Annotated in this window: 20 protein-coding genes; 13 read left to right on the top strand and 7 right to left on the bottom strand. The window is 56.3% G+C overall.

The features are described from left to right. Nucleotides 1-85 precede the first annotated feature (85 nt). Entirely contained in the window at nt 86-1,444 is a 1,359-nt protein-coding gene (locus ABD890_RS24420; protein WP_345095536.1) for a hypothetical protein, read from the bottom strand. Nucleotides 1,445-1,717: 273 nt separating this feature from the next. Between ABD890_RS24420 and ABD890_RS24415 the strand changes: the two genes are divergently transcribed. Further along, complete coding sequence (locus ABD890_RS24415) at nt 1,718-2,056, top strand: zinc ribbon domain-containing protein YjdM (protein ID WP_345095534.1); 339 nt, start codon at nt 1,718-1,720, stop codon at nt 2,054-2,056. 78 nt (nt 2,057-2,134) lie between these two features. Here ABD890_RS24415 and ABD890_RS24410 read toward each other — a convergent pair whose 3' ends face one another. Further along, nucleotides 2,135-3,223, bottom strand: coding sequence for a TlpA disulfide reductase family protein (locus ABD890_RS24410; RefSeq protein WP_345095532.1), 1,089 nt, complete (start codon nt 3,221-3,223; stop codon nt 2,135-2,137). 441 nt (nt 3,224-3,664) lie between these two features. On the opposite strand from ABD890_RS24410, the gene ABD890_RS24405 reads away from it, so the two are divergent. From ABD890_RS24405 to ABD890_RS24380, 6 genes are all read left to right on the top strand, one after another. Further along, nucleotides 3,665-4,903 (top strand): dienelactone hydrolase family protein, encoded by a 1,239-nt coding sequence (locus tag ABD890_RS24405; protein WP_345095530.1) that lies wholly within the window; start codon nt 3,665-3,667, stop codon nt 4,901-4,903. Between the two features lie 202 nt (nt 4,904-5,105). Then, complete coding sequence (locus ABD890_RS24400) at nt 5,106-6,608, top strand: hypothetical protein (RefSeq protein WP_345095528.1); 1,503 nt, start codon at nt 5,106-5,108, stop codon at nt 6,606-6,608. A 390-nt stretch (nt 6,609-6,998) separates the two neighbouring features. Next, the gene (locus ABD890_RS24395) at nt 6,999-8,543 is read left to right on the top strand and encodes a hypothetical protein (RefSeq protein ID WP_345095526.1); all 1,545 of its coding nucleotides are present in this window, start codon (nt 6,999-7,001) and stop codon (nt 8,541-8,543) included. Nucleotides 8,544-8,555: 12 nt separating this feature from the next. Continuing rightward, nucleotides 8,556-8,849 carry a hypothetical protein gene (locus ABD890_RS24390; protein WP_345095524.1) on the top strand — a complete coding sequence of 98 codons (294 nt, stop codon included), beginning with the start codon at nt 8,556-8,558 and terminating at the stop codon, nt 8,847-8,849. Nucleotides 8,850-8,908: 59 nt separating this feature from the next. Then, entirely contained in the window at nt 8,909-9,127 is a 219-nt protein-coding gene (locus ABD890_RS24385; RefSeq protein ID WP_345095523.1) for a hypothetical protein, read from the top strand. Nucleotides 9,128-9,831: 704 nt separating this feature from the next. Then, nucleotides 9,832-10,887: a DUF1559 domain-containing protein gene (locus tag ABD890_RS24380; RefSeq protein ID WP_345095521.1), complete on the top strand. Its 1,056-nt coding sequence runs from the start codon at nt 9,832-9,834 to the stop codon at nt 10,885-10,887. 88 nt (nt 10,888-10,975) lie between these two features. Here the strand turns inward: ABD890_RS24380 and ABD890_RS24375 are convergent, their stop codons facing one another. Beyond that, the gene (locus tag ABD890_RS24375; RefSeq protein WP_345095520.1) at nt 10,976-12,067 is read right to left on the bottom strand and encodes a transporter; all 1,092 of its coding nucleotides are present in this window, start codon (nt 12,065-12,067) and stop codon (nt 10,976-10,978) included. A 781-nt stretch (nt 12,068-12,848) separates the two neighbouring features. Here ABD890_RS24375 and ABD890_RS24370 point away from each other — a divergent pair. Genes ABD890_RS24370 through ABD890_RS24355 form a run of 4 tightly spaced genes read left to right on the top strand, consistent with a single transcriptional unit; the run spans nt 12,849 to nt 17,752 of the window. After that, nucleotides 12,849-13,490 carry a biliverdin-producing heme oxygenase gene (locus ABD890_RS24370; protein ID WP_345095518.1) on the top strand — a complete coding sequence of 214 codons (642 nt, stop codon included), beginning with the start codon at nt 12,849-12,851 and terminating at the stop codon, nt 13,488-13,490. Beyond that, a complete protein-coding gene (locus tag ABD890_RS24365; RefSeq protein WP_345095517.1) occupies nt 13,487-15,751 on the top strand; it encodes an ATP-binding protein in 2,265 nt (754 codons plus the stop codon). The genes ABD890_RS24370 and ABD890_RS24365 overlap by 4 nt, the downstream gene beginning before the upstream one ends. A 59-nt stretch (nt 15,752-15,810) precedes the next feature. Then, nucleotides 15,811-16,158, top strand: a complete 348-nt coding sequence (locus ABD890_RS24360) for a response regulator (RefSeq protein ID WP_345095515.1) — start codon at nt 15,811-15,813, stop codon at nt 16,156-16,158. Nucleotides 16,159-16,165: 7 nt separating this feature from the next. Continuing rightward, on the top strand, nt 16,166-17,752 hold the full coding sequence (locus ABD890_RS24355) for a response regulator (protein ID WP_345095514.1): 1,587 nt from the start codon (nt 16,166-16,168) through the stop codon (nt 17,750-17,752). 27 nt (nt 17,753-17,779) lie between these two features. Here the strand turns inward: ABD890_RS24355 and ABD890_RS24350 are convergent, their stop codons facing one another. Further along, on the bottom strand, nt 17,780-18,373 hold the full coding sequence (locus ABD890_RS24350) for an ANTAR domain-containing response regulator (protein WP_345095512.1): 594 nt from the start codon (nt 18,371-18,373) through the stop codon (nt 17,780-17,782). 214 nt (nt 18,374-18,587) lie between these two features. Between ABD890_RS24350 and ABD890_RS24345 the strand changes: the two genes are divergently transcribed. Next, entirely contained in the window at nt 18,588-21,716 is a 3,129-nt protein-coding gene (locus ABD890_RS24345) for a P-loop NTPase fold protein (protein WP_345095509.1), read from the top strand. Between the two features lie 198 nt (nt 21,717-21,914). Here the strand turns inward: ABD890_RS24345 and ABD890_RS24340 are convergent, their stop codons facing one another. Further along, complete coding sequence (locus tag ABD890_RS24340; RefSeq protein WP_345095507.1) at nt 21,915-22,463, bottom strand: hypothetical protein; 549 nt, start codon at nt 22,461-22,463, stop codon at nt 21,915-21,917. A gap of 393 nt (nt 22,464-22,856) precedes the next feature. On the opposite strand from ABD890_RS24340, the gene ABD890_RS24335 reads away from it, so the two are divergent. Further along, nucleotides 22,857-24,233 carry a methyl-accepting chemotaxis protein gene (locus ABD890_RS24335; protein WP_345095505.1) on the top strand — a complete coding sequence of 459 codons (1,377 nt, stop codon included), beginning with the start codon at nt 22,857-22,859 and terminating at the stop codon, nt 24,231-24,233. Nucleotides 24,234-24,501: 268 nt separating this feature from the next. Here the strand turns inward: ABD890_RS24335 and ABD890_RS24330 are convergent, their stop codons facing one another. Further along, the gene (locus ABD890_RS24330) at nt 24,502-25,071 is read right to left on the bottom strand and encodes a TlpA family protein disulfide reductase (protein ID WP_345095503.1); all 570 of its coding nucleotides are present in this window, start codon (nt 25,069-25,071) and stop codon (nt 24,502-24,504) included. Nucleotides 25,072-25,102: 31 nt separating this feature from the next. Next, nucleotides 25,103-25,432, bottom strand: a complete 330-nt coding sequence (locus ABD890_RS24325; RefSeq protein WP_345095501.1) for a hypothetical protein — start codon at nt 25,430-25,432, stop codon at nt 25,103-25,105. Nucleotides 25,433-25,438 lie beyond the last annotated feature (6 nt).

Here is a 25,438-nt window from a genome sequence, read left to right as displayed (position 1 = left end):
AAACAGATACCAGCTTTGGAATTACCAAAATTGCGGTTTCGCCGCAATTCTTAGCTCTTACGGGTGGGATTCTTCCGGGGGGTGACTATTCGCGGGTGATTTGGGTATCTTTTCCGTCATTTCGCTTTATTTCGCCTTCGCTGGTCACCTGGCAGCGGATCGCTTCGTGGCTGATTTCGACCGGCATCTTGGTCTCGTTGTTCAAGACAACGCGGGTCGCACGCCGAGGTTTGATCTCGGCCATTCCTTCACCTGCCGCCGGAGCCCCGTACCCCAACAAGATTGGCGTGGCGACTTCTCGCGACTCGAGCAGGTCGGCCGGCGAGATATGGACCTGATGCTCTTCGCCGCAGATCACGGCGATCGCGTGGACATGGTACTTCGAGCTATCAGGCGAAAGTTGAACATGAACATTGGCTCGTTTGCCTTCGACGAATAGTAGCGGACCATACTTGGCGTCGCCGCTGCTTTCGAGCACGGTCGCACCGTTGCCAACCCAGTAGCCTCGTTCGCATTCGATTGCCTGGCAGCCTTGAATCTGGACGCCGCCTCCTTCGGTTCGCAACTCGAATCCGCCTCGCATATGCTTGGCGGTGCAGTTCAAGAAGGTAAGGTCGCGGATGTCGTGATAGGTACGGTAGCCATCTTCCGCCAGCGACTTCATATAGCCCGGCGTCACGCGGCGTTCGCCATCTCGGTTCGCCACGACCGTGCGGAAATCGATGTCGGCGGCTGGACCGCTCGTTTCTTTCAGCATGTCGTCGGTCGCCCGTATCTTGCCTTCGACGTAGCAATCTTGAAACGACTGCGTATGGCCTCCTTGGATGTAGAAGCCATGTCCATACGAGTGAACGTACAGTTTGCAGCCGATGATCTGCGTACCGCTGCCGACGATATGGACACCACTTTGCTTGTGATGCCCGATGGTGTAGTCGCCCCCTTTGCCGAACAGATCGCCATAGCCATACGGCGACGATCCACGAACGGTGAAGGTTCCGTTTTGCACGATGTTGTTGTCACCAGAAATCGACAGTAACGCTCCGCCTGGTGAAGTGGCGTCGCCGATATTGGTGAGCGTGAGGCCCGAGATCGTGTTGCCTCGGCCAGAGATGACAAACTCGTTGGTGTGCACCGGCGGACGCAAAATGGTTCGCAGCTTGGTGTCGGCTTCGATCTTCACGCCATCCATCTGAAAAACGTTGTCGTGGCCGGTAAATTTTAGATAGGGATAGTCGGCCTGCGCGCGTTTGTCGCGCAGCTTCTCTTCGCTCAGCCAGTCGGAAATCCGATAGGTGCCGGGCTGCATGGTGACGATGTTGCCACTCTTGTGCGCGTAGTGCTGAAGTTCTTCAAGACTGCTGACCGTCACGTTGTCGGCGAAAACCGGCGCGCAAAGCAGCAGTCCGGCTACGGTTGCAGCGAAGGTAATCCGGCAGAACATCATCGGTGAGGGCCTTTCTAGTCGAGACAATCGGCAATTGAGGTCTCTTTAGCATAGGTCACAACCGGTACCCAGGGATCGGGGGGCGTGGTCCGGCCCGCGATTCACTTGAAATAGCTTCGCTGTGTGAGAAATTGCTATAAAACGAGCTGTTTTTGCCCCGTTCTTCTCCGGCCTACACCCGGCCGCGTGATCGGCGTATCCTGGTAAGCCTTGGCGACGAGGCCGATGCACGACCTGAATGCCCCTGACCAACGAACCCACGCAAGGAATGTGATGAGCGACCTACCCAATTGCCCGGAATGTGCTTCGGAGTTTACGTACGAAGACCGCGACCTGTTGATTTGCCCAAGCTGTGGTCACGAGTGGACCAAGGCCGAGGCGGCCCAGGCCGAAGAAGCGAAGGTTGTTCGCGATGCGGTCGGCAATCCGCTGCAAGATGGCGATACGGTCTCGGTGATCAAAGACCTAAAAGTGAAAGGTTCGTCGCTGGTGGTTAAGGTGGGGACGAAGGCGAAGAACATTCGTCTGGTCGAAGGGGATCACGATATCGACTGCAAGATCGACGGCATCGGCGCCATGCAGTTGAAGTCGGAGTTCGTCAAAAAGATCTAAGCGCCGGCTTAGTAGTGCGCATGAAAAAAGCCATGCCCAGGTTCGCCAGGCGTGGCTTCGTGTTTGTGGTTCGGACGACTAGTCTTCTTCTTTTTCGTCGTCGCTACCGAACTGCTGATCCATGAAAGCCTTGATCGAAGCCTTCGTTTCCGCGTCAGGAATCGACTCGTAAGCTTCGTCGGCCAGCTTCTTGGCCTTGGCCTTGTCGTCGGTGCGACTGTTGTACAGCATCGCAGCCTGCAGCTTGACCTGCCAGTTGTCGGGATCGATTGCCAGGGCATCATTGACGGCGGCTGGCCACAGCGGAGCGATCTCGGCCTGTTCGCCCAGTGGCGGGCTGGCCATCATACCGGCGAGCATGATCAGCGTGCGTGCGTCTTTTTCAGCCTTGGCGTGGGCGATTTGTTCTTTGAGCAGTGCGGCGGCTTCGGCTGGCTTGTCGGCAGCGGTCAGGCACAACGCCTTCAGAACGCCAAACTGCAGCGTCTTGGCCTTCGGTGGGAACGCCTTTTCAACTTCGTCGAAAATCGCCAACGCAGCCTTTGGATCGGTTTGGGCCAGTTCGGCTGCCGAGCTCATCTTTTCGTTCAAGCTGGCGTAAAGCTCGGCGTCTTCCTTACCACGCCAGGTGCCATCGATCACTTTCGGCAGAACCGAATCAAGGTCCATCGGGTGACCGATGAAAGCGATGTTCCCTTTGCGATCGATCACGTACGAGCAAGGAATCCCGTTCTGCTGAGCGGCTTCCATGTAGGCCTGATAGGTCTTTTCCGTTTCGCAGAATGCGTAGTGGAACTTGTAGTCTTTGCCATCTCCTTTGAGAAACTCGTCAACTTCAGTCATCGTGTTGGAAGGACCTTCCGTCGTGACGGCAACGACGACCAGGCCTTGATCGGCGTACTCGTTGGCCAGCTTATCTAGGTGCGGGAAGGAAGCGATGCATGGGCCACACCAAGTCGCCCAGAATTCGGCGATGTAGACCTTGCCGTCTTCGTACTTCGGAACTTCGGTCCCTTGCACCCAGTTCACATCTTGGAGGGCTGGTGCCTTATCGCCAATGGTCAGCGTTGGACCATCGGCAGCTTCTTCTGCGGCATAGGTACAAGCTGGACTGGCCAACACGAGACCTGCCAGAAGCAGGCCCAGAAACGAAAAACGTGAACGCATAGTGAACCCACCTGTGTGCTAGGGATGGTTGGTAATTGGACCGGAAACGGCATGTTTCCTGGTACGTGGTTCGCCGAGAAATTGGTCGATCTTCCGCCGAAACGTTCGTATCCAAGGCGACCCTGATAGAGAACTATAGCGGGTCCGCTACCAGACAGACAATCGTTTCCTGACCCAAAACCACCCAACGTAGGGATTAAATTCCCCAGTAATCCCCAGCGCATACCCCTGACTGTTCGCTATCTCACATAACACCCTCTGGCACGACACTTCCCCCGTCTTTGCAAAGTAAGGCCAGCGATTGAGCCCGTTTGCTGGCCGTTGACCAATTGCTGGCGACCGCCGCAAAGCAATGTATGATTTGACGTAGCCTCGCTTCGTTGGGTTTTCGTGTCGAGTGCGATCTGTGGGCCGATGGATATTGGGAACAGGTTAATTGATATGACTGGTCGGTTGATTTTGTGGGGTTGGTTGTTGGGAGCCATTTTGTGGGCTTCGCCTGGATTTGGGGCCGAAGGCGATCCGGTCGCGGCGCTGAAAGAGTACCTCGGGCAGCCGTGGGAGTCGCGGGCTCCGCTTGCCGAGCAGCCGATGGCGAAGGCACCGCTGACCTCGGCTCAAGCGAACCAGGCCGGCAAGTTGTTATCGCTCGATTATCGAAAGCATCTTCAGGCGACCCGTCGGCAAGAGCTGGCCGAGAAGAAGATTGTCGTCGACGAGTGGTCGATGCCTTTAGAATATTTCGTCTATGGCAAGAAGCCGAAGAATGGATATTCGCTGTGGATCTCGATGCATGGCGGGGGACAGACGGCCAAGGAGGTGAACGACGGGCAGTGGGAAAATCAGAAGCAGCTCTATCGACCGAAAGAAGGGATCTACGTCGCCCCCCGTGCCCCGACCGATAGCTGGAACATGTGGCATCAGGCCCATATCGACGTGCTGTTCACACGCTTGATTGAAGATATGATCGCCCTGGCAGATGTCGACCCGAACCGTATCTACATCATGGGCTATTCTGCCGGCGGCGACGGGGTGTATCAGTTAGCGCCACGGATGTCGGATCAATTGGCGGGGGCCGCGATGATGGCTGGCCACCCCAACGAAACCCAGGCCATAGGTTTGCGGAACATTCCTTTCTACCTGCAGGTCGGCGGCAAAGATAATGGCTTCGAGCGGAACAAGAAGGCGCAGGAGTTCGGCGACGAACTCGACCGACTGAAGAAGGAAGATCCGCAAGGTTACAAGCACGAGGTGAAGATCTACCCTCAGTATGGTCACTGGATGAATCGTGAAGATCAAATCGCGCTGCCTTGGCTTGCGCGGTTGTCGCGCGTGAAATATCCGCCGCGTATCGTCTGGCGACAAGACGACGTCACGCATGACCGCTTCTATTGGTTGGGGGTCGACAAGGCGGAAGCGGAAGGTGGCCAGGTCATCATCGCTCGGCAAGACGATGGCAAGATCGTCTTCGATCAATTGCCAACCGAACTGAGCAAGGTTCGTCTGCTGCTGAGCGACGACATGCTGCCGCTTGATAAGCCAGTTCATGTCGAATTGCCTGGCGGCAAGAAGTTGGAAGTCGAGCCGACCCGAACGATCGCGACCCTGGCCGAAACGCTCTGGCAACGTGGCGATCCAGAAAGTATGGCCGCGGCGGAAGTGATCATTCCGCTGAACTAGTGCCGGGATGCGCTCGAAAAACATGGCGTTAGCAGGCCGTTTTCAGCCGCAATCTTGGCTGGCTGCTGACGCCTTCCGGAAAGCGAATCCCCGCTGTAGCTAATTTCGCTTGAAACTACTTGGTATGCCTCTGGAGATGTGATTATAATCCCCCCGACAGGACCGTCCTGCAGCAGGAAGAAATGCTCAGAAAGGGGATTCCATGCTTATTTCGTCGAAGGGCCGCTCGGCGATGGCAACCATCGGGTTGTTTCTACTTACGTCGATGATTTCCGCCCAAGAGATCGAGGGAGAAATCACCGAGGTTAAAGGTAGGTTCTTCAAGATCACCACCACCGACAACGCTTTGGTTCCGGTCGGGCACAAAGGGGTGGTCGAGATCGTCACTAACAGCCAGTCGACTGAAGTCCCCTTCATCATTTCGGCGGTTTCCGGCGATTACATCGTCGGCAAAGCGAACAGCTTTCAGGCCGAAGTCGGACAGAAGGTTCGCTTGCAGCCGGTCACCTTCGACTTCGTGCAACTGGTCGGCAAACAAATGGACGTGAAGCTTTCGACCGGACGCGAGATGGCCGGGCTCACGCTGAACGAACTGGTCACCAACGAAGATGGTTCGACCGCCGCCTTGCTGGTGGAACTGCCGGACGGTGGCGGAGCGACGCGGCTGAGCTTCTCGACGATTCAATCGGTTTCGTATCGTGGCCGGCAAGTCTATCTGGCCGATGTCGAAGACGTAGCGACGCGACCTTCTCGGTCGATGGCTTCCAATGCACGGCCGCACTCGGATCGACCTCGCACACGAAAAGAGATTCTGGAGGCTCGCGCCCAAGAGAAAGAAGCGGCCGAGCAAGCGAAATACGAACAATGGCTGACGCAAGCCAAGAAGAACGGAGTCGTCATCTGGCCAGAGTTTACCGAGAAAGAACGGACTGACGCCGACCAGGCCGAGAAAGACATCGCCCAGGAAGTTGGCGCCGCGGTCGCTCCGCTGGAAGTCTACGAGACGAAATACTTCATTGTCTTCTCGAATGGCAATCCGGCTGATATCAAGTCGGTCGTGGCCCATCTCGACTCGTTGCATCTGCTGGTCTCGAAGATGTACCAGGTCGACCCTGACAAGGTCTACAAAGGGAAGATGCCGATTTACATCTTCCGCATTCAGCAGCAGTTTCAGCATTACTTGTCGCGGTTTCTGGAGACCAACGCCGAAGGGCTCTCGGGGCTTTGTTCGTACAGCGGCGATCGCATCATCGTGGCGACGTACATCACCTCGAACGCGATCGACTTCGCCGACACGCTGCTGCAATTGGCGAGCCTGGCGGAAGTGCGAGCCTACAAAAGCAAGTCACTCATTCGCCCTTGGTTCACCGAAGGCCTGGCCGACTACGTCAGCATCCGCCTGCTTCCCCAAGCGGAAGGACCCGCGGCGCGTCGCAAGTTGTTCATGACCAATCTACTGCAGATGCGAAGCTTGAACGGGATGCTGCTGAAGGACAACGATCTGTCGGTTACCGAACGTGGAGCCAGTTCGCTTTTGATCGAATTTCTGGTACGCACCGATGCGACCAAGTTCGTCGACTTGCTGGACAACATGAAAGCGGGCCTCGAGTTTGAAGAGGCCCTGCAGAAAAGTTACGGCGGAACCTCTCAGGCATTGATCGGGGCGTTCGGGCAATCGATCGGTGCTCCGCAGCTTCTGCCGTAAATTGGCGACCGACGCTTACCTGGTCGGTAGAGCGAACGGATAGGAAGCCCAGGTCGGGCAGAAAGTTCACTTCGCCGAGCCGCCGATCGATTTCACCCGTTGGGTCGGCAAGCCGCTGGAAGTGACCCTTTCCACCGGTCGGCAGCTTGAACGGCTTGCTTGACCGCTCGGACCGGCAAGATGGCGACTACGGCAACTCTTCGCTGCGGGTCGAATTCCTGATGATCCGCCTTGATCGCGGCGAGATTAACGGTGCCGATTTCACCCCAAGGCGGTGCAGTCTGCGCATTTTCACAAAGATTCCCTTCAGCCAGATCGGTCTGGTTTGATATAATCCGAGCCAATCGAATTCGAGTTTTGGCGATCTCTAATCTCTTAAACGGCCCGAAAATGAATATTGCGAAGATTTGTTGCTCGTCACTGGCAATCGGGGGGCTGCTGTTGGCCGCTGCCGTTTCGCTGGCAGCCGACCTGCGTGGACAAATCAGCGAGGTCAAAGGTCCCTACTTCAAAATCTCGACCACCGATGCCACCGGATTGAAAGTCGGCAGCAAAGGGGTGGTTGAAGCGACCGTTGACGGCCAGACCAAAGAGGTCCCCTTCGTGGTGACCGTGGTCGCCGATGGCTACGTCGTCGGTCAGTCGCAAGACCACGCCGCAACGGTTGGCGAAGCGGTACGCTTTCTGCCCGAGCCGGTCGATTTCGACCGCTTGCTGGACGAGATCATCGACGTGCAGTTGACCACCGGCCGGCAAATGGACGGCATTACCCTGAAGGAAGTCGCCAAAGACAACCAGGGCAACCCGGTCGCGCTCATCGCTCAGGTTTCCGGCACCGGCCTGACAACTCGTTTGAGCATGTCGACCGTCGAGTCGATTACGTACCTGGGCCGTCCTTACTACAAGGCAAGTAACAGCGCTGACGACGACAACGCCGCCGACGACAACGATGCCGGTGAAGCGATGTCGGCCGACAACGATCGCTCGTCCGGAAGTTCGTCCGGTCCGCCGCGTACCCGAAAGCAAATCCTGGAAGAACGCGCAGCGAAGAAAGCGGAAGAGCTGGCGGCCAAGAACAAAGAGAAGAATGAAAAGTGGCTCGCCCTTGCCGAGCGAAATCGCGTGCGACCTTGGCCAGAGTTCACCAAGGAAGAGTGCGAAGCGACCACCAAGAAGGAAAAGGAAATCGCCGAAGAGCTGAAGGCGGAAGTTCCGAACCTTTCTCTGTACGAGACCAAGTACTTCCTTGTGTTCTCGAACGCGAATCCGCCTGACATCGCATCGGTGGCGACCCACCTCGACACGATGCATCAGCTGGTGTCGAAGATGTACCAGGTCGACCCCGATAAGGTCTACAAAGGCAAGCTGCCGGTTTACATCTTCGCCAACCAGCAGCAGTTTGTGTATTACGAACAAAAGTACATGAATAACAACGACACCGAAGGGGTCGCCGGGCTTTGCCATTCGATGGGAGACCGCTCGGTGGTAACGACCTACATCACGACCAACCCGAACAACTTCGCCCATACTTTGGTGCATGAGTCGAGCCACGCCGAAACGCGATTCTATCGCAGTGGTGCCAACGTGCCGCGTTGGTTTAACGAAGGTCTGGCCGACTACGTCAGCCTGCAGATCGTTCCTCAGGCCAGCGCTACCAATTCTCGCCGTAAGGAAGGCATCCAGGTCTTGCAGCAAACCGGGACGCTGGGTGGCTTGATGCGGAAGAGCGACATCCGCCGCGACGAGTACGGCGTGAGCTCGCTGATCATCGAGTTTCTGGTCCGAACCGACGGCGAAAAGTTTGTCGAACTGATGGACCTGATGAAGGCTGGCATGGGCTTTGAAGAAGCAATCGTGCAAAGCTACGGGGCCAGTTCGACTGAGTTAGCTGCCGCCTTTGGGCAATCGATCGGGATTCCTCAACTCTCGCCGTAACATGATGGAACCATGACTTCCCGCGTCGCCATTCCGGACGAAATGCTCTTCTCGTGCATGTTCCTGATTCTGGTGATGCTCGACTTGCCGATCGCCAGTTTCTGGTTCGGCAGATCACAGGCAGTGATGGGGATCGTGATGGTAGTGCTGTTCGTTGTCCCATCCCTGTTGATTTGGCTGCTGCCCGACTTCGGCGACAAAAAGGAATGGTTCACCCTCCAGATTTGGGCAACCCTGTTGGTTGGCTCGCTGGTTGCCTGGGCCCATATGCTCGGTTTCTATGCGTGGCAGTGGCTGACCGCGTGACGGCTAACTTGGCCGCGATAACCTCGTTGCGGTGTCCGACCTGAGGCAAAGATTCTGCGATGGAATACGAGTGGATAAAGACCTCTCACAAGCCGATCCGCTACGAGTACGGGCACGGCCACATCATTCTGGCCGACGTTGACGAGCAGCCGGATGGCACCTTTCGCTGGCGTCGCAAAACGTCGCTCAAGAATCATGGGCTCCGGGCTGCCAAGGGTTTCGCCCCGACGCGTCACGATGCCCAGCGTCTTGCCGTGGAAGGCTTGGAGACGCTGTAGAGCAAGCAGCACTCGAAGCCTGGCAAATCGTGACAGATTTCGGCCAGGTAACCTGTTCGATGGTTTCGTGAAGGTTACGATTCCGATTAGAATCATGGGATTCCTCCCCTCGGACCCTGCCTTCGTCGATTAATTATGAGCTTCCGGGCAAGGCTTTTGCCTCTGCTTCACTATCTGATGCTCCTCACTTACGTGAGCACCACCATCGGTTTGCCGGTTCGTCTGGCTGGCTCGCAGTGTCGTTGCGTCGAGAATCTGCAAGCGGGCGGAACGTGTTGCTGCTGTCAGCCTGAGAATCAATCTAGTTGTTGTTCCTCGCCGAGGCCGCGACTGCTGCCGGCGGCTTGTTTCGCGGGCAAATCTTCGCCGCAGAACGCGTCCACCGTCGATCGTCACATTGCCTGCGAGGAACCTTCCGCAGTTTCTCAATGGACTCGTCGATGCACGTGCGGCCAGACCACGCCGCCTGGATTGCTCGTGAGTTCGGAACCGAGAATGCTTTCGGATGGAATCGTTTCCTGCTTGCTGATGACACCGGAATGGCGAGCATTGACGAGAGATCTTGACCCGATCGATTGGAATGACTCACCGGAAACTCCGCCGCCGGAAACTTGGAAGTTGCTTTCTTAAATGCAATTTCCCAGGCAGTTCGTTTCGCAATCGCGAACGAGTCTGCGTGTATCTTTTTCTTCGGAGTCTTCCACGTGAAACGGTTCTTGTTTCCGCGTGCTGCTGCGCGCGGGTTTACCCTGGTCGAGTTACTGGTCGTCATTGCGATCATTGGAATTTTGATAGCATTGCTTTTGCCGGCGGTGCAGCAAGCTCGAGAAGCTGCGCGTCGAATGCAATGCACCAATAACGAAAAACAATTGGTACTGGCGATGCACACGTACGAGAGCACTTATCGCTCGTTGCCTAGTGGTGGCAATGGCGGAGGGAGCACCTCGGCCAGTAGCAATGCATTTTCGATTCACGCCCGCTTGTTGCCTTTCGTCGAGCAGACTTCGCTACAAGATCTGATCGATTTCACGCAACCGGTTTTAGCGGGATCGCCCCCGAGTTTTAGTAACCCGGCTGCCAAGATTCTTGTACCGATGTTTCTTTGTCCAAGTGACAGCGCACCGGATGGAATTGAAGTACGGTTCGGTTCGTTCTCGTTCGGGACCGATCTGCCGGGCACCAATTATATGGGCAACACTGGCACCGGGATCTCGGCGGCCGGCAAAGCATATTACGATCCAGCTTTTCCAACCGATGGTGTCTTCTATTTCGATAGCAGTACACGGTTTCGCGATCTGACCGATGGTACGTCGAACACGATGATGATGGCGGAAGCGTTGCGGGGACCTGGCAGCGATTTGAGTGGGACGGCGCTGGCGGATATCTCCAAGCCCTATCGCTTGGCTGCTTCGCTGAGTTCTGGGAGATCGCGCGTCGGAACGTCGCCAGGCGGGGTCGATCCGATGTGGACCGAATCCGATATCGTTGCCGCCACCGACTGGCGCGGTGACCGCGGATATCCTTGGATTTGGGGGCAGGCAAGTGCGACGTTGTTCAACAGCTATTTGTCTCCCAATAGCAACACGCCCGATGCCTATGCGCATAGCCGAGGCTGGTTTGCGGCTCGAAGTCTTCATCCCGGTGGGGTGAATGCGGCCCTCGGCGATGGTTCGGTACGGTTTGTCACCGAGACGGTTGACATAACAACGTGGCGTGGGCTCTCGACTCGTGGCGATGGCGAAGTGTTGGGCGAGTTCTGAAAGTGTGCCTGAACCATCAAAAAAGGCCGCCCCGATCAGTCAGGATCGAGGCGGCCTTCTGGAGAGATGATCGATTGTCGTGAGGGGCTTACCAGGACTTCGACCAACTGGCGAACAGTTCGAAGTCAGTTTCTAATTGCACTCCGTCCAGGTCTTGCGAGATCGGCAACACCATTTCGCAGTTCAACCGGCTGCCGTCGCAGAACTGATAGATCGCACCGAAGCCAAGGTTGAACCAGAATCCGCCCCGCATATCGGTCCGGGCCGTGCTGATCATGTTAGGATTTAGCTGTGGGTCTCCATCGCCGCTGTAGTTTTCACGCCACAGGGCTTCGGTACGGAAAGTAAACGCCAGCGGCTCGGTGACACGCTGGGCATACCACCAGTTCAGTTTGTATTCGTTGCCGACCTTGTAATCGCGATAGTTCTCGCCGATAGGTAGGTTCGTCTGAAGCTGGGTGCCCATGCTGGCCATCTCCCAATACTTCTTGAAGGTGATCCCCGGCCGAAAAGCGAACGAGCCGGACCCTAGTTGCATCGGATAAGGCATCTGTGTTTCGGCGCCGACAGGGCTGGCCGAAGTGGTTGTGCCATGGATGTTGCCGGTCGGGGCACTCATCCCAAAGTTGAAGATCAGGTCGGTCGTGTCGGTATCGTGCAGCAAGATCAACGCACCAAACGGCAAGTCGCCCATGCCCGAGTTGTAGGTGCTGAAGGTGGTTCCATTGCGACGCAGATGGTCCATCGTCATTTCCATCCACATAGGCATAATATAGAGCGTGACGTTGTCGGTCGCTCCGTACATGAAGTGGATCATGTGCATATTCATGTCCATGCGGGTCGGGGTCGCCATGAACGGAATACCGGTCACGTCCAACGCTTCGACATCGCTCACCCGCTGGGTGCCAAAGCGATTGCCATCCATGAACACCTTGCGGAACTTGTACTCGATCATGTACTCGCCCTGGTGATGGACATGATCTCCCATCAAGCCGGCTGGGGCGTGTGTATCGGGGCGACCTTCGCGGATGTCATATGCGTGCCCATGTTCGCAGGCAAACGGCTCCAATGGCGCGTACAAAGGTTCCAACTCATCGGAAGCGATGGGATGGGCAAGTGCCAAGGCAGGTGTGGCCAGCAGAGCTAACGTCGCTAGAAGACGCGAGGTGAGACGTCGCATGGTGAGAGGGAATCCTTTCTCAAAAACTGAAGGCCGTGCGTCCGCCTGACGGGCCCTGCACTTTAAATCGGTTGCTGCGTTGCCCAGGTCAAACGATCTCAAAGCAGCCGGAATAGTTGCCCCACGTCGGTCTACCGGTTGCATGGTAACGTGCTGCGATTGTTGTAATCGTTAACTTGCGCGCTGAGGCATTCCCACTCGATCGTACGGCTTTCCGAGGAAGCAGTTTGTCGATGCCGGTGGAAGACAAACGCGGAGCAGGCGATCGAGGCGTTCCTCTGGCATTTCCCTGAGAACTCAACTGTCCGGGCTGACTGCGTTTCGTCCGTAGCTTTTACCAATCGTTGTGGCGCGTGGGGGACTTGGGCGAAAGTTGGTCGCTTTTGGATGACGCCCCGAATCGATTGGATGCGCAACGTCCGGTGATCGTTGGACCGCGTCGAAAGAACCTCTAGTCGATAACTGGCTTTCAGTCTTTGCGGTGGTGTCGAGTACGCGCCACAATCCTCGGTTGTGATTGGTATCGCTCGGGGGGCATGGGATGCTTCTGGGTGAAGATTTTGTCCGTTGGGACGCCAGCACGTTGCGTTTCTCCCGCACCTGTCAGGACTTCCGACATCGGCCCCCCTGGTTGACCGGGACGCCAATTTTTCTAAGATGCAAACGAATAACCCAGGTGTAGATCACCTATTTCGAAATTTACCGGCCTATGGCAGCCCGGTTTAAGTTCGATTAATTTCACCATGCGTGTAATTTCGTGTCTTAAACCAGAGCCGTCGCTATGTCGGATTCATCCGAAGCTCCACAACCTGATTCTGATTCCAACGCAGTCGGCGCCACGCCGACCGTGCGTCTTCGCGAAGAGACCGCTGAGTTACATCGTGAAGTAGAGCAATCAATCGATTGGAGCTACTATCTGCGCGACGCCCATCGCTACGCGAAATTCTTGCGTCAGATCTCGACCTTCCTGCCAGCGGCCGATCAGAAGATCGACCAGTTGCTGGGAAAGCCAGAACCTTGGTTCAAAGATCGACGCAAGGGAAAATGGGCCCTGGAAGACTTGCAACTGCTGACCGACCAATCCGAGACCGAGATCCTGCATAAGATCGCGGATTCGGCCAAGTCGATCACAGGAATGTCATACGCATGGGTCCAGACACCCCAGGATGCTGCAGGAGTACTGTACGTTCTGGAAGGGTCGACCATGGGTGCGATGCATTTGTGCAAGTCGGTCAGCCGTAACATCCCTTTCGCTCCAGTCGGTTACCTGGCAGCGTACGGCGACCAGACCCCTTCACGCTGGAAGACAACCAAGGCGTGGCTCGATCAGTTTCTGGTCGAACCGCACCACGTTGGCCAGGCTGTGCAAGCCGCCAAGCAAATGTTTCTCTTCTATCGAGAACAACTAGGAGGCCCGTCATGAAAGATCGAAACCAACAACCCGGCAAGACGCCGGTCGATCTGACGAACTGCGATCGCGAACCGATCCATCTGGCCGGGGCCGTTCAGCCCAGCGGTGCGTTGCTGGCGTTCGAACTCGGCGATCTCACGTTGCAATACATGTCGCAGAACATCGACCAATGGCTTGGCTTTACGCCTGAGGTCGGTGCGGAACTCGACGCCTTGTTCGCGCCCGAATCGACCGCTGCGCTGCGCCGCGTGGTCAAAGGGATCCGCGAGGTCGTTCGTCCGCTAAAGCTGCGGATGGCGAATGCCGCGGACGAGTCGCATTCGGCCGCGGCTCACCTTTATCGAGGCATGCTGCTGGTCGAGTTTGAAAAGCCAGAGCTCGATGAGCCAACACCGTTGGCGGAAGACCTGAGCTTGCCCCTACAACTGACCCGCGCGAATCAACGATTGCAGCGCTGCACCGAGTTGGAGCAGCTTTACCAGGTGATCGCCGACGAAATGCGGCACATCAGCGGCTTCGACCGCGTGATGCTGTATCGTTTCGCCGAAGATAATCATGGCGAAGTGATCGGCGAGTCGGTGGTCGAAGGGATCGATTCGTTTCTGGGGCTGCATTACCCGGCGACCGACATTCCGGAACAAGCCCGTCGTTTGTACGTGCTGAACACGGTTCGTTCGATTGGGGATGTGAATGCGACGCCGGTCCCAATCATGCCTGCTTGCCACGCCGACGCTCGGCATCCGCTCGACTTGAGTTTAAGCTGCTTTCGCGCGGTCTCGCCGATTCATATCGAGTATCTGCGCAACATGGGAGTCCAGGCATCGATGTCGGTTTCGATCGTCATCGAAGGCCGCCTGTGGGGGCTGATCGCCTGCCATCACTACTCGGCCAAACCGCTCCGACTGGAAGAGCGAGCCGCGTGCGAGATCATGGGACTGGTGATCGGCAACTATTTGTCGGCCCGCGAACAATCGGAAGTGAACTCGGCCCGCAACCGCCGTCGTAAGCATTACCACAAGATCCTCGACCTGGTGACCCGCACGCCCGCGATTTGGCAGGCCCTCGATATGTTGGGGCCGGAACTGGTGAAGATCGTTCAGTCGAGCGGCGTGGCAATTTGCTCGGAGCGAGGCGTGCAGACGTTCGGCAGCACGCCCACCCCAAAAGGGATGGCGCGGATCATCGAGACGCTCAACGATCAGCTCAATAGCGAAGATCCGGTCTGGTCGACCCATTCGCTGGTCGAGTCCGTGCCTGATTACAACGACGATTCGTCGGTGAAAAGTTGCGGCTGCCTGGCGGTCCCTTTGTTCGCCCCGGAAGCCAACTGGCTGCTTTTCTTCCGCGACGAGTTCGTCAGCGAAGTGTCGTGGGGCGGGAACCCAGATAAGGTGGCCATCGAGACGAGCGACGGCATCCGGCTCTCGCCTCGATTGTCGTTTGAAGAATGGAAAGTGACCGTCCATAACCAGTCGCGTCGCTGGTCGCAGATCGATCGTGAAATGGCTTCCGAACTTCGGAGCGGGCTGGTCGAACTGCTAAGCCTGCGGGCTTCGGAACTGCTGCGAGTGAATGACGAGTTGGGCAAGCTGAACGCTGACCTCGATTCGTTCGCCTATGCCGCCTCGCACGATCTTCGCGAACCGCTGCGAGGGATCAATCAGACGGTCTACCTACTGAAGCACGAACTAGGAGCCGATCTGACCGACCAGATCGGCCAGCGGCTCGATACCCTGGGCAACCTTTCGTCCCGCATGGACGAGCTGATCCAGGGTCTGCTGAAGCTCTCTCGAGCCGGCCAGGGCAATCTGGAGAAGGAGCAGGTCGACCTCCGCGAGGTGGCGGAAGAGGCGTCGGAAATGGTCGTCGGACGACCGATCCCACGCGGAATCGACGTGCTAGTCAAGAATGAGTGCACCCTCTGGGCGGACTACCTCTGTTTGCGGGAACTACTAACCAATCTCATCCAAAACGCTCTTAAATACAACGAAAGTGACGTAAAACGGGTGGAGATCGGCAGTTTAGAGGCCAGTTCCCCCCATGGGCAGGCTGAAAACATTTACTATGTGAAAGACAATGGAATAGGAATTGCTGTGGATATGGTCGAGGAGGTTTTCCAGATCTTCCGACGTCTCCATTTGGCCGAAGATTATGGTGGAGGCTCAGGCGCCGGACTGACGATCTGCAAAAAGATCGTTACCCGTCACGGTGGCAAAATCTGGATCGAGTCTGAGCCAGGCACTGGCTCAACCGTCTTCTTTACCTTGGAATAGGCGGACGAACAATGCAAAATTCGATACCGCCCTCGGTGTGTTTCATCGAGGATTGCGACTTGGATTACGAGATGGGCACCATGGCAGTGCGCATGGATCATCCTGAGGTTCAGATCCTGCGCGCCAAGAACTGCCGTGAGGGGCGGGCCTTGATCGAGAAGTATTTGCCTTCGCTGATTTTTCTCGATTTGAATCTGGCGAACTGCAACGGTTTTGAAGTGCTCCAGACGCTCAAGGAGCAAGTTCCAGACATCCTTCCCTGTGTGGTCGTTTTTTCAACATCCTCGAACCCCGGCGATCGAGTGCAAGCACTTGCCCTCGGCGCCTCGGACTTTCACTCTAAGTCAGCTGATCCTGACCAATACCTGATGACTGTCCGCCAATTGACCGCCAGCTTCTTGAAATAAGTCAGCCGTGTTGAAGTCTCACATTCTTATCGTCGATGATTCGCCGCAGGATCGCGATGCGATCGTATCGGCTTTACGCAAAGATCACCGCGTCCGCTACCAGTTCACGGAAGTCACCACCGGCGGCGATGGCTTGAAACTTCTCGACCAGCGCGTTACAGACTTCGATCTGGTTTTTCTCGATTACCGCTTGCCTGACATGGACGCGACCGGCTTTGTCCGCCGGTTGTTGGGCGACGCGACGATTCCGCCAGTGCCGATCGTGTTAATCACCGGCAGCTTGCGCAGCTTCGATAGCAAAATCCTTGAACACGGCGTGCAAGACTTCTTTGGCAAGTCGCACATTACCGCCGAAATCTTGCCACGCATTGCCCAGAACGCCATCGAGCGGCACAAGTTGCTCAAGAGCCTGGTGGAGAGCGAAGAACGGGCCGCCGCAGCGATGTTAGCGGCCGAGCAAGCTAATCGAGCCAAGTCACAGTTTCTCGCCTCGCTCAGTCACGAACTTCGCACGCCGCTGGCCGCGATCATTGGCTTCGCCGAACTGCTGGAGAAAGATCCCAACGCGCCTGACGCCCAGAAGATGCTCGGCATGATCGCCAGTAGCGGCGAACACCTGCTTTCGCTTCTGAACGACCTGCTGGACATCGCTAAGGTGGAAGCAGGGACGCTCGAAATCGAAACGATGGCCAACGACATCTGCCACGTCGTCGAATCGACCTGCGAGTTGATGAAGTTCCGTGCAACCGACAAGGGGCTGCGGTTCCATTGGCATTTGCCGAAGAACTGCCCTGCCCTCGCTCGTTTCGACCCGGTTCGTCTGCGTCAGGTTCTGATCAATCTGATCGGCAATGCCATCAAGTACACCGATCACGGCGAAGTCGAGTGCCTGATTCAATACGACTACCTCAAAGAAATGCTGAAGATTCGCGTGAGCGATACAGGGCCGGGCGTGCACCCCGACGTGATCGATCGGATCTTCACCCCCTTCAGCCAAGGTCCAGCCACCAGCGAGCAGAAGCGAATTGGTATTGGCCTGGGATTGGCCATTAGCCGGCAACTGGCGGTGATGATGGGTGGCAGTTTGAAATTGGAAAAGACGTCGAGCGAGGGCTCTAGCTTCATGCTGGAAGTTCACGCCCCGGAAGCTTCCCCCGACGATCTCCCCTCGACCAATGCCGCGAATCACCCGCGACCGGCGGCGAGTGTTTCATGGGATCAGAAGTCGGTCCTGGTGGCCGAAGACGTCGAGGCGAACCGTTTTCTGTTAGAGAAGATTTTTGCCAAGTTCGGGATCGAACCGATCTTCGCTCACGACGGGAAACAGGCCTGCGACATTATCGACACCCGTCGTCGCAAACAGGGCAGTCATTTCGACCTGGTGCTGCTCGATATGCAGATGCCGGTCATGGACGGCTACGAGGCCGCCAGCTACTTGAAGTCGATCGAGTACCCGTCACCCATCATTGCGTTGACCGCCGCTGCCGTTGGAAGCGATGTGGAACGCTGTACCGAGGCCGGCTGTGACCAGGTGCTGGTCAAACCACTTCGCTTCGACGAATTGAAACGCACGCTCCAGCAATACTGGGGTTGAGCGAGGTGACGCCTGACCATCGCCGCGTTAGGCGTTGCCGTTTTCTAATTCCAGCAGTTCGGCAGCGAACGTGGCCAGCTTCATGCGCTTCGACTGGGCTTGCTTTTGAAGATGACGGAACGCGTCTTCCTCCGTCAGTTCGTCCCGGCCCATGATAACCCCCTTCGCTTTCTCGATCGTCTTCCGATCGCTGAGCGCTTGTCGCAGGTCTTCATTCTCGTGCTTGAGTTGCTCGAACTGCCGGAAGCGTTCCCGCACCAGATAGATGGTCGGCTTGATCTGATCGGGCTCGACCGGTTCGACCAGGTACGCCATGACGTGATCGCTTAATGCCTTCTCGACATCCAGCAGCGAATCACGCGGCGTGATGACAATGGCTGGCGTCGGATCGAGATGGCTGATCGCGATCAAGGCGTCGATGGCCGCGCCGTCGACCAGTTCAATGCCGGAGATGATCAGGTCCGGTGGAGAATCGACGCCGGCGTCCATCAGCGACTTGCTGGAATCGCATTCGTGCCGGATTTGGTAACCCAGTTCGTCCAGCACTTCACGAACCTTAGCCCGCGTCTCATCCGATCGATGAGCCACGATCACCTCGACCTGTTTCAACATCCTATCCATCGTACCATCACCAACCGCCTAAGCCGACCAAAAAGCCCTGATTCATCCGACAAAATTAACCTTGAGATGCGAAGGGAGCAACCCCCACGGACACCCTGTTTCAGCAGAAGAATCCAACCACAACCCAAATTGGTTGGATTGCCATTGTCAGGGGGTTAGAATCCCGTCTGACGTGTTGCCAGCCAGCCACCTGTTGTTAACTCAAATTGATTCCATGGACGAAATACCCAGCCCCAGCGTATCTCAAGAAGCGACGGAAGCGAAGCGACGTTTTTGGATCGTAGGAGTTGATGACGAACAATCGCAGCTCAGTATGCCTGATATCTCGAGCGCGAATGAATTCGTCTGGAGATCAACCGAGGCGAGTCGTGAGATCAAGTCGCAGGATATCGTCTATTTCTACTCGATGCTAACCAAGCGGCTGGGAGGATTCGGAACGGTTGAAGAAGATCAGGCAGTGAATGGTCCACCGACCGTCGTGGCGAGAGCTGTCACAGCCTACGGAGTAGATGCCCCCACACTCTATGACATTTCGGGGAGCGACGAATTCGCAGAGCTGACGCGAAGTTTGGGGAATTTTCAGGTGATTCAACGTGGAATTCCCATTTCATTCATTCAAGCAAGGCAGCTGCAACAATTCCTGGAAAACGAGCAACTGCCCGCTCCGGAGGTTTGCGTTGATGAGCTTGCCGTAGAACTTCGAGCATTACTGCTAGAAAAGTTAGAAGCTCTCGATCCCAATTTGTTGCCGCTAGCAGCACGCAGTGATCCCAATGTACCGCGATTTGATTTCCTGGCTCGGATGAGGGCCTTTGAAGATGCGAAGACCGCTCTTCGGGCGATCTCACGACGAGAGGACATCGAGAGATTTCGAGACGAATTGTCGAGCTACTGGCTGAACTACGATGTGCCTGGCAACAGTAGCAGCTTGTACTCGCGAGCGAGATCAACGATCGGCGAGATTCAGTCACTGCTCGATACCTATGCGATCTACTGGCCTGGAAAACCTCAAGATGCAATTGCCGGTTTCAAGTTCGGACGCCGTGGAACTCCACCGAACGAAAGTCCGAATCATCAGGTTGATCTCCTGAATCTGGAAACAACCAAACGGCGGTCACCAGGTCAGCTCGAGGCGATTCGCTACGCCGACCTTCGCCAGAGGGAACCGTTAATCTGGCGGTGGGAGGAAGCGGACAAGCTGGGGATCGCCGGCCCTGTGCATACGTTTGCCAAGTACATTGCTCACCGCGATCTGGTGCCACCCAAGGCAATTGGGATCTTCGGCGATTGGGGGTCAGGCAAGACGTTCATGATGAATGCGCTGAAGAGCCAGATCGCTCAGATCGCGATTCATTCGGCCAGGGCCCGCGAAACGAATCAGCCGACGGTCTATTGCAGCCGCGTCGTGCAAATCGAATTCAACGCATGGCACTATGTTGAGTCGAATCTATGGGCGAGCCTGGCAGGCCATATCTTCGAGCAGCTTTACCAGAAGCTAACCGCCCAATCGAAGAAAGAAGACAAGGTTGCCGAACTCTTCAAGCAACTCGAGACCTATCAGCAAGCGTCGGTCGATCGAGACAACGCTGCTCAAAAGGTGGAAGTGTTGAAGGCGGAATGCCAAACCAGGGCCCAAAAGCTTGGTGACTCGACGAAAGCGTTAACCGAATACGCCAAGACAACGTGGGACACGGTCAAGCAGGCATTCGTACAAGGATTGACCCAGCTCGATAACAAGCACAAGAAGCAACTCGAAGCAGCGAAGTCCGCATTACACACCGAGAAGATCGACGAGCTGATTGATAGCGCTGGCGAAATTAAAGAGATGGTCAGCAGTTCTTTCACATTAGGCGAGACGATTCGCCTGGCGGTGAATTCGTGTGGAATTGTGAGCTATGGGATCGCCTTCATCCTGCTGTTCGGTTTAACGGTGGCTGCTCCACTGGTGTTGTCGTATTTCAAAATCGCTCCAGACGGCATCTTTAGTGCCGCGCTCGGAACTTGGCTGACTGGGGGCATGGCGGCGCTGACTCTCTTGAAAAAACGCGGGCAGAAGATCGTTGATGCCATCCGCAGCACGAACGACTTGATCGAATCAGCACGCACGCAAGTCGAAGAGGATCGACGCAACAAGTTCATAGAACTGGAAGCGAAAGTATTGGAAGCGGAGAGCGAACTCGTTGCTGCGGAAAAGAAGCTAAACGAAGCACAGGCAGAACTGGTTGGCTTCACGCCGCGCGGGAAAGAAGAGCAGTTGGGGACGATGCTCAAAGAGTTCCTGGGGAATCGCGTCCGTGATCGGACCTACGAACAACATCTGGGGCTCATCTCGCTGGTCCGGAAAGACTTCGAAACGTTAACCCGTCTTCAACACGAGTTCTGGGTGAACCGTAACACGCCTGCCTCGCCTCTTGTGGATGAGGTTGAAAAGCTCGTCCCGCCCGGTTCGGAAGAAGTGCCGTTCGTTGAGCGAATCGTCTTGTATATCGACGACATCGATCGCTGCCCTGCTGAAACGGTCGCCGAAGTCCTGCAAGCGGTTCACCTGTTACTCGGGTTTCGCTTATTTGTGGTGGTCGTTGGTGTCGATCAACGCTGGATCACCCAGGCCCTGAAAGAGAAATACCATAACCTGATGGGACTGGGCCCGGCAGAAACTGACGACAACAAACAGGCGACCGCGACCGACTACCTGGAAAAGATATTTCAGGTGCCGTATCAGATTCCTTTATTAAGCCATCGGGCGAAGGAAAACCTGGTCGACTCGCTGTCTCAACGAAACCTCTTTGAGGGGTGGCTCGACGACGATGAGAGCGCCACGTTGCCACCTTTTTCCACCAGTCCCCGACAGGAAGATCTCGACTCCGGCGAACGCGATTGTTTGCGACGTTTGGCCAGAGCCCTTGGGCATTCGCCACGACGCGTCACGCGGCTATTCGATTCCTATCGTCTGTATCGCTCGGGGATGACCGAAGGGGAACTCAAGCTTCTGAAGGATAAACAGCATTATCACGAGATCCTCGTGCTGTTTGCCTTGATGACGGGCTCGCCAATGTTGGCGCCGACCTTATTTAAGAAACTGCACGCCGATAAGGGCCTGACGGCCGACGAATCTGGATTGCCAAACTTCAGGGACTGGTTTCAGTTCAACCGAGAGGCGTGGTCAAACGACTTTGAAGAACACGAGATTGCGTCTGCAGAAGCGGCGCTGGCGTTTCTCACGGAAGCCGGCGCCGGCGGCGACTCACTCGAGCGACTATTGTTCCGGATTCCACGGGTAACGCGATTCAGCTTTTGTCATAAACAGTTTCTGTGGGGAGACGATGAGAACGTGACCTACTAGCGAAAGTGCTGCAGACTTCTCTGAGGATAAAAACAAACCTTTCACCCCAATTAACAACGAGACGACCAGCGTTCGTTGCAAGGCCTTTGGGGTGAAAGGTTGAGGTGTGTGCGGGGATGGTTTAGCAGGGGCCGGCCGTGAGAGCTGGCTTGTGTTCGGCGGGTTGGGAGATAGGCGACGCGGCTCAGGGCGAGCCTGTCAGCGGTTGGACTTCCAACCAAACCTTGCTGCCAGCGGCTGGCCAGGCCAACGTTGCTGAACGCCGCGCCGCCTGAAGCGCGCGGGCGAGGCTTGTCCTACCTGAATATTCGCTCGAAATGCGATCGAATCGAAAGTGAAGGTGGATGTCGAATGAAGATCGAACAGCAAGCGAGCCAACGCGGCACGCCGCTGTGTATACCACAACCGAACTCCGTCACGCTCTGGGCGCAATAACGCCACTCCGTCGTCAAGCAGAAGGACAGCCTCGTCCTTATGAAAAAGGTCGTCGCGATGGATCGCCAGGACATGGATCCCGCGACCATCGCTCCAGTTCAAGTTGTACGCCACCGGAGAGGGACCGCCAGCAAACGAGTCGGTTGGTGCTCCCCAGCAGAGCCGAATGTCCGGATTGAGAAGGCTTACTGCTACATGCGTGAACCGATACACCTCGCCAGACGCTACGGACAGGTTGTACGACTTCTCCGTCGTGGTCCATTGATTCGGTGTGGATTCGTAAATAAACGAATACAAATCGGTGTCACTCATCGGGTGCCTCCAAAAACACGGAAACCTCATGTACTTTTCTTACACCCCCGCCCCCTGTCTCTGCAAACATCCTGCGGGAACCCACAGTGGCGTGCTTGTTATTTGCCGTCGTTGCCATAAACCGAATCGCGACATCGGTTTGATGCAAGAACAACAGTTTCATTTGAATTCAAGTTCATAGCGGAGCGAGTGTTCACTCGCGGTGTAGAAGGCAACGATGTGACTAGCTGAAGGGGCATAGCCTGACCACTATAAGTGCGGGTATCGGCGTTGCTTTGCGGTGAGGCGCAACCGCCTGCACGTGTTGTGCAATCTATGGTTATGCAAAGCGAACAGATTTGCACAGTTATGCAATGCAGTCGCCATTCGTGTTTTCTTTAGGTGTGTGGTCCCATGAGTTCTGTTGCAGTTGCTTCGCAAAAGTCTTCCTGGAGTTGGTTTGGCTCGGATACTCAGTCAGGCGAAATCCAACAACTGACCAGAAAATTGGAGGCGGCTGAGGCGAAGCTCGAGGCCATCAGCAAATCCAATGGGACGATCGAGTTCTCGATGGATGGAACCATCCTGGAGGTCAACGACAACTTCTTAGCGACGATGGGATATACCCGCAAGGAAGTCATCGGCAAGCATCACAGCATGTTCGTCGCCGAAGACTACGTCAATTCGCCCGCGTATCACGAGTTCTGGAACCAACTTCGATCGGGTCGTTATTTCTCGGATCGATTTTTGCGTATCGGCAAGGATGGGAAAGAGGTCTACATCCGGGCGACGTACAACCCCGTCTTTAACGAAGACGGCGTTCCGGTTAGCGTCGTAAAAGTGGCGATCGACGTGACTGCCGAAGTCGAGAACATGGAAGAGGCGTTACGACTTCAAGGAGTGGTCGACGCGTTGCCCACGAACCTGATCTTTGCTGATTCGGACCTGGTGATTCGTTATATGAATCCCGCTTCGCTCGCCTCGATGCAAAAGATCGCCCACCTCTTGCCTGTCGCGCCCAATAAAGTGGTGGGTAGTTCGATCGATATCTTCCACAAGAATCCGCAATATCAACGCAACATCCTTTCCAGTCCAGCCAACCTGCCCGTCAAGTCAATGATTACGCTTGGCGACGAGATCCTCGAATTGCAGGTCCATTCGATTTCCAATCGTAGTGGCAATATGATTGGTGTCATGGCAACCTGGACCATCATGACCGAACAAGCCCGCATTCGAACCCAAGTCGGCAAGCTGAATGAAGTGGGCCAAGGAGTGGCCAGCAGCGTTCAAGACATGGGAGCGGCGATTACCGAGATTACTCAAAACATCACGCGCACGGCGAACCTATCGAATGATGCCGAGACGCAATCGAAACAGGCCGGCAAGTCGATCGATACGCTTGGCGAGTGCAGCGCCGAGATCGACGACGTCGTGACTTTGATTCGAGACCTGGCAGAACAGACCAATCTTCTGGCTTTGAATGCTACGATCGAAGCAGCCCGCGCCGGCGAGGCGGGGCGCGGGTTCGCGGTCGTGGCTTCGGAAGTGAAGGCCCTGGCCACCGGAACTCGCTCGGCAACCGAAACGATTGCCGAACGGGTCGAACGGATTCGAGCAACGATCAAGGACGTGATCGAAGCGACCAATGGTATCGGCAAGAGCGTTTCGGAAGTGAACAGCAACACCACCCAGGTCGCCGCCGCGATTGAAGAGCAATCGGCGATCATCTCCTCGCTCGGTACGACGGCAGACTTGCTGGTGAACTTGAGCGACGAACTAGCGAAGCTGTAAACCAACAATCCCGTGCGGCCAACCCAATTCAATCGGGGGGCTGTGGACAAGTTGCCGAACAGGTGGGCCTCAGAACTCCGTCGGCAACTTGTCCATTTTTGTTTCTTGGCTGGCAACCGATACGGCTCCCCTGCTCTGCTGAGCGATCTGGCCTAGAGTTGGGATTCCATTAAATGTGTGGGCGAGCGACTGGCGGAAAATCGGATGCCGTCAACATCACCGGGGTTGCTGTCGTTCTGCCGGCGATGCTTCGTAGTTACTAGCGCGATCACTCGAACGCCGGCGAGCCTTGCGGCGGGATCGAGAGGGTTTCGATCGCGCCGACCCGCCGAGCGATCTGCGTGCCACCTTCCCAGTCGAACCGCACGACCAGCGGAATCGTGAAGCTGCCGCTGGAGTTGGTGTGCCGCGCGGCCTTGGCGATCTGCCGCGCCATTTCGGATTGCTGGTCGATGTCGAGCACCACGACCGACGCGCCATCGAGTTCCCCTTGTTGCTGCCGCGACAAAAGCCGCTGCCGCGTCGCCGGACAGGCGGGGCACCACCGCGCGGTCAGCATCACTACCATCGGCTTCCGCGACTGTTGATATAACGCATAAGCCTCGGCGTAGCCGATTGGTTGACGCTGCCCAGCCGGTTTTAAGTTGGGTACGTCCTGCCCGTTGGGACTCGAGTCGGGCGTGATCGGAAGCGAAGGGACTTCGGTTGGAGCGATCGCCGCGTAAGCCAGCGTGACCGCGGCTTGGGCCCGAGCAGCCGATTGGCTGCGAGCGGCTATTTGATCACTGCTGCCGGTGAAGACCGCCAGCAGCAACGAAAGTGTGAGCATCGATTTCATGGTTCGGTTTACCTGGTTGAAAGAAGTGTGACTACCAGCCATGGCGGTGATCGAGCGGCGCGTCGCGGCTGCTGAGCAGTTGGCTCGGAGGAATCGCCGGTGGATGCGAAAGGTAGGCCGGCTGCTGAGCCAGCGAACGGGGAGGCTCGGCATCGGGCAATTCCGTTTCGGTCGGCGCTGGCTGGCGCATGTTCCGATCGATCAGCCAATTGGCCAGCACGCGGACAATGCGTTTGCGAAGCGTGTCGTGCTGGGCATCGGCCGGGACCGGGCCATTCACCACATCGGCGGTTCGATCGGGTAGGGCATACAGCCCCAGCACTAACACAATCAACAACATCAAGTAATGGCTTGGTTTCATGACGTC

Source organism: Bremerella cremea (assembly GCF_039541315.1).
GTDB classification, from domain to species: Bacteria; Planctomycetota; Planctomycetia; order Pirellulales; family Pirellulaceae; genus Bremerella; species Bremerella cremea.
Note: the sequence above shows the minus strand (reverse complement) of the source record. Positions and strands in the feature narration are given on the sequence as shown.

What these genes read in the sequence shown, in the direction of transcription:
- ABD890_RS24350 (WP_345095512.1), bottom strand. Translation starts at nt 18,373, where the DNA reads ATGGATAGGATGTTGAAACAGGTCGAGGTGATCGTGGCTCATCGATCG.
- ABD890_RS24405 (WP_345095530.1), top strand. Translation starts at nt 3,665, where the DNA reads ATGACTGGTCGGTTGATTTTGTGGGGTTGGTTGTTGGGAGCCATTTTG.
- ABD890_RS24370 (WP_345095518.1), top strand. Translation starts at nt 12,849, where the DNA reads ATGTCGGATTCATCCGAAGCTCCACAACCTGATTCTGATTCCAACGCA.
- ABD890_RS24375 (WP_345095520.1), bottom strand. Translation starts at nt 12,067, where the DNA reads ATGCGACGTCTCACCTCGCGTCTTCTAGCGACGTTAGCTCTGCTGGCC.
- ABD890_RS24325 (WP_345095501.1), bottom strand. Translation starts at nt 25,432, where the DNA reads ATGAAACCAAGCCATTACTTGATGTTGTTGATTGTGTTAGTGCTGGGG.
- ABD890_RS24330 (WP_345095503.1), bottom strand. Translation starts at nt 25,071, where the DNA reads ATGAAATCGATGCTCACACTTTCGTTGCTGCTGGCGGTCTTCACCGGC.
- ABD890_RS24345 (WP_345095509.1), top strand. Translation starts at nt 18,588, where the DNA reads ATGGACGAAATACCCAGCCCCAGCGTATCTCAAGAAGCGACGGAAGCG.
- ABD890_RS24385 (WP_345095523.1), top strand. Translation starts at nt 8,909, where the DNA reads ATGGAATACGAGTGGATAAAGACCTCTCACAAGCCGATCCGCTACGAG.
- ABD890_RS24415 (WP_345095534.1), top strand. Translation starts at nt 1,718, where the DNA reads ATGAGCGACCTACCCAATTGCCCGGAATGTGCTTCGGAGTTTACGTAC.
- ABD890_RS24420 (WP_345095536.1), bottom strand. Translation starts at nt 1,444, where the DNA reads ATGATGTTCTGCCGGATTACCTTCGCTGCAACCGTAGCCGGACTGCTG.
- ABD890_RS24390 (WP_345095524.1), top strand. Translation starts at nt 8,556, where the DNA reads ATGACTTCCCGCGTCGCCATTCCGGACGAAATGCTCTTCTCGTGCATG.
- ABD890_RS24400 (WP_345095528.1), top strand. Translation starts at nt 5,106, where the DNA reads ATGCTTATTTCGTCGAAGGGCCGCTCGGCGATGGCAACCATCGGGTTG.
- ABD890_RS24335 (WP_345095505.1), top strand. Translation starts at nt 22,857, where the DNA reads ATGAGTTCTGTTGCAGTTGCTTCGCAAAAGTCTTCCTGGAGTTGGTTT.
- ABD890_RS24365 (WP_345095517.1), top strand. Translation starts at nt 13,487, where the DNA reads ATGAAAGATCGAAACCAACAACCCGGCAAGACGCCGGTCGATCTGACG.
- ABD890_RS24340 (WP_345095507.1), bottom strand. Translation starts at nt 22,463, where the DNA reads ATGAGTGACACCGATTTGTATTCGTTTATTTACGAATCCACACCGAAT.
- ABD890_RS24410 (WP_345095532.1), bottom strand. Translation starts at nt 3,223, where the DNA reads ATGCGTTCACGTTTTTCGTTTCTGGGCCTGCTTCTGGCAGGTCTCGTG.
- ABD890_RS24395 (WP_345095526.1), top strand. Translation starts at nt 6,999, where the DNA reads ATGAATATTGCGAAGATTTGTTGCTCGTCACTGGCAATCGGGGGGCTG.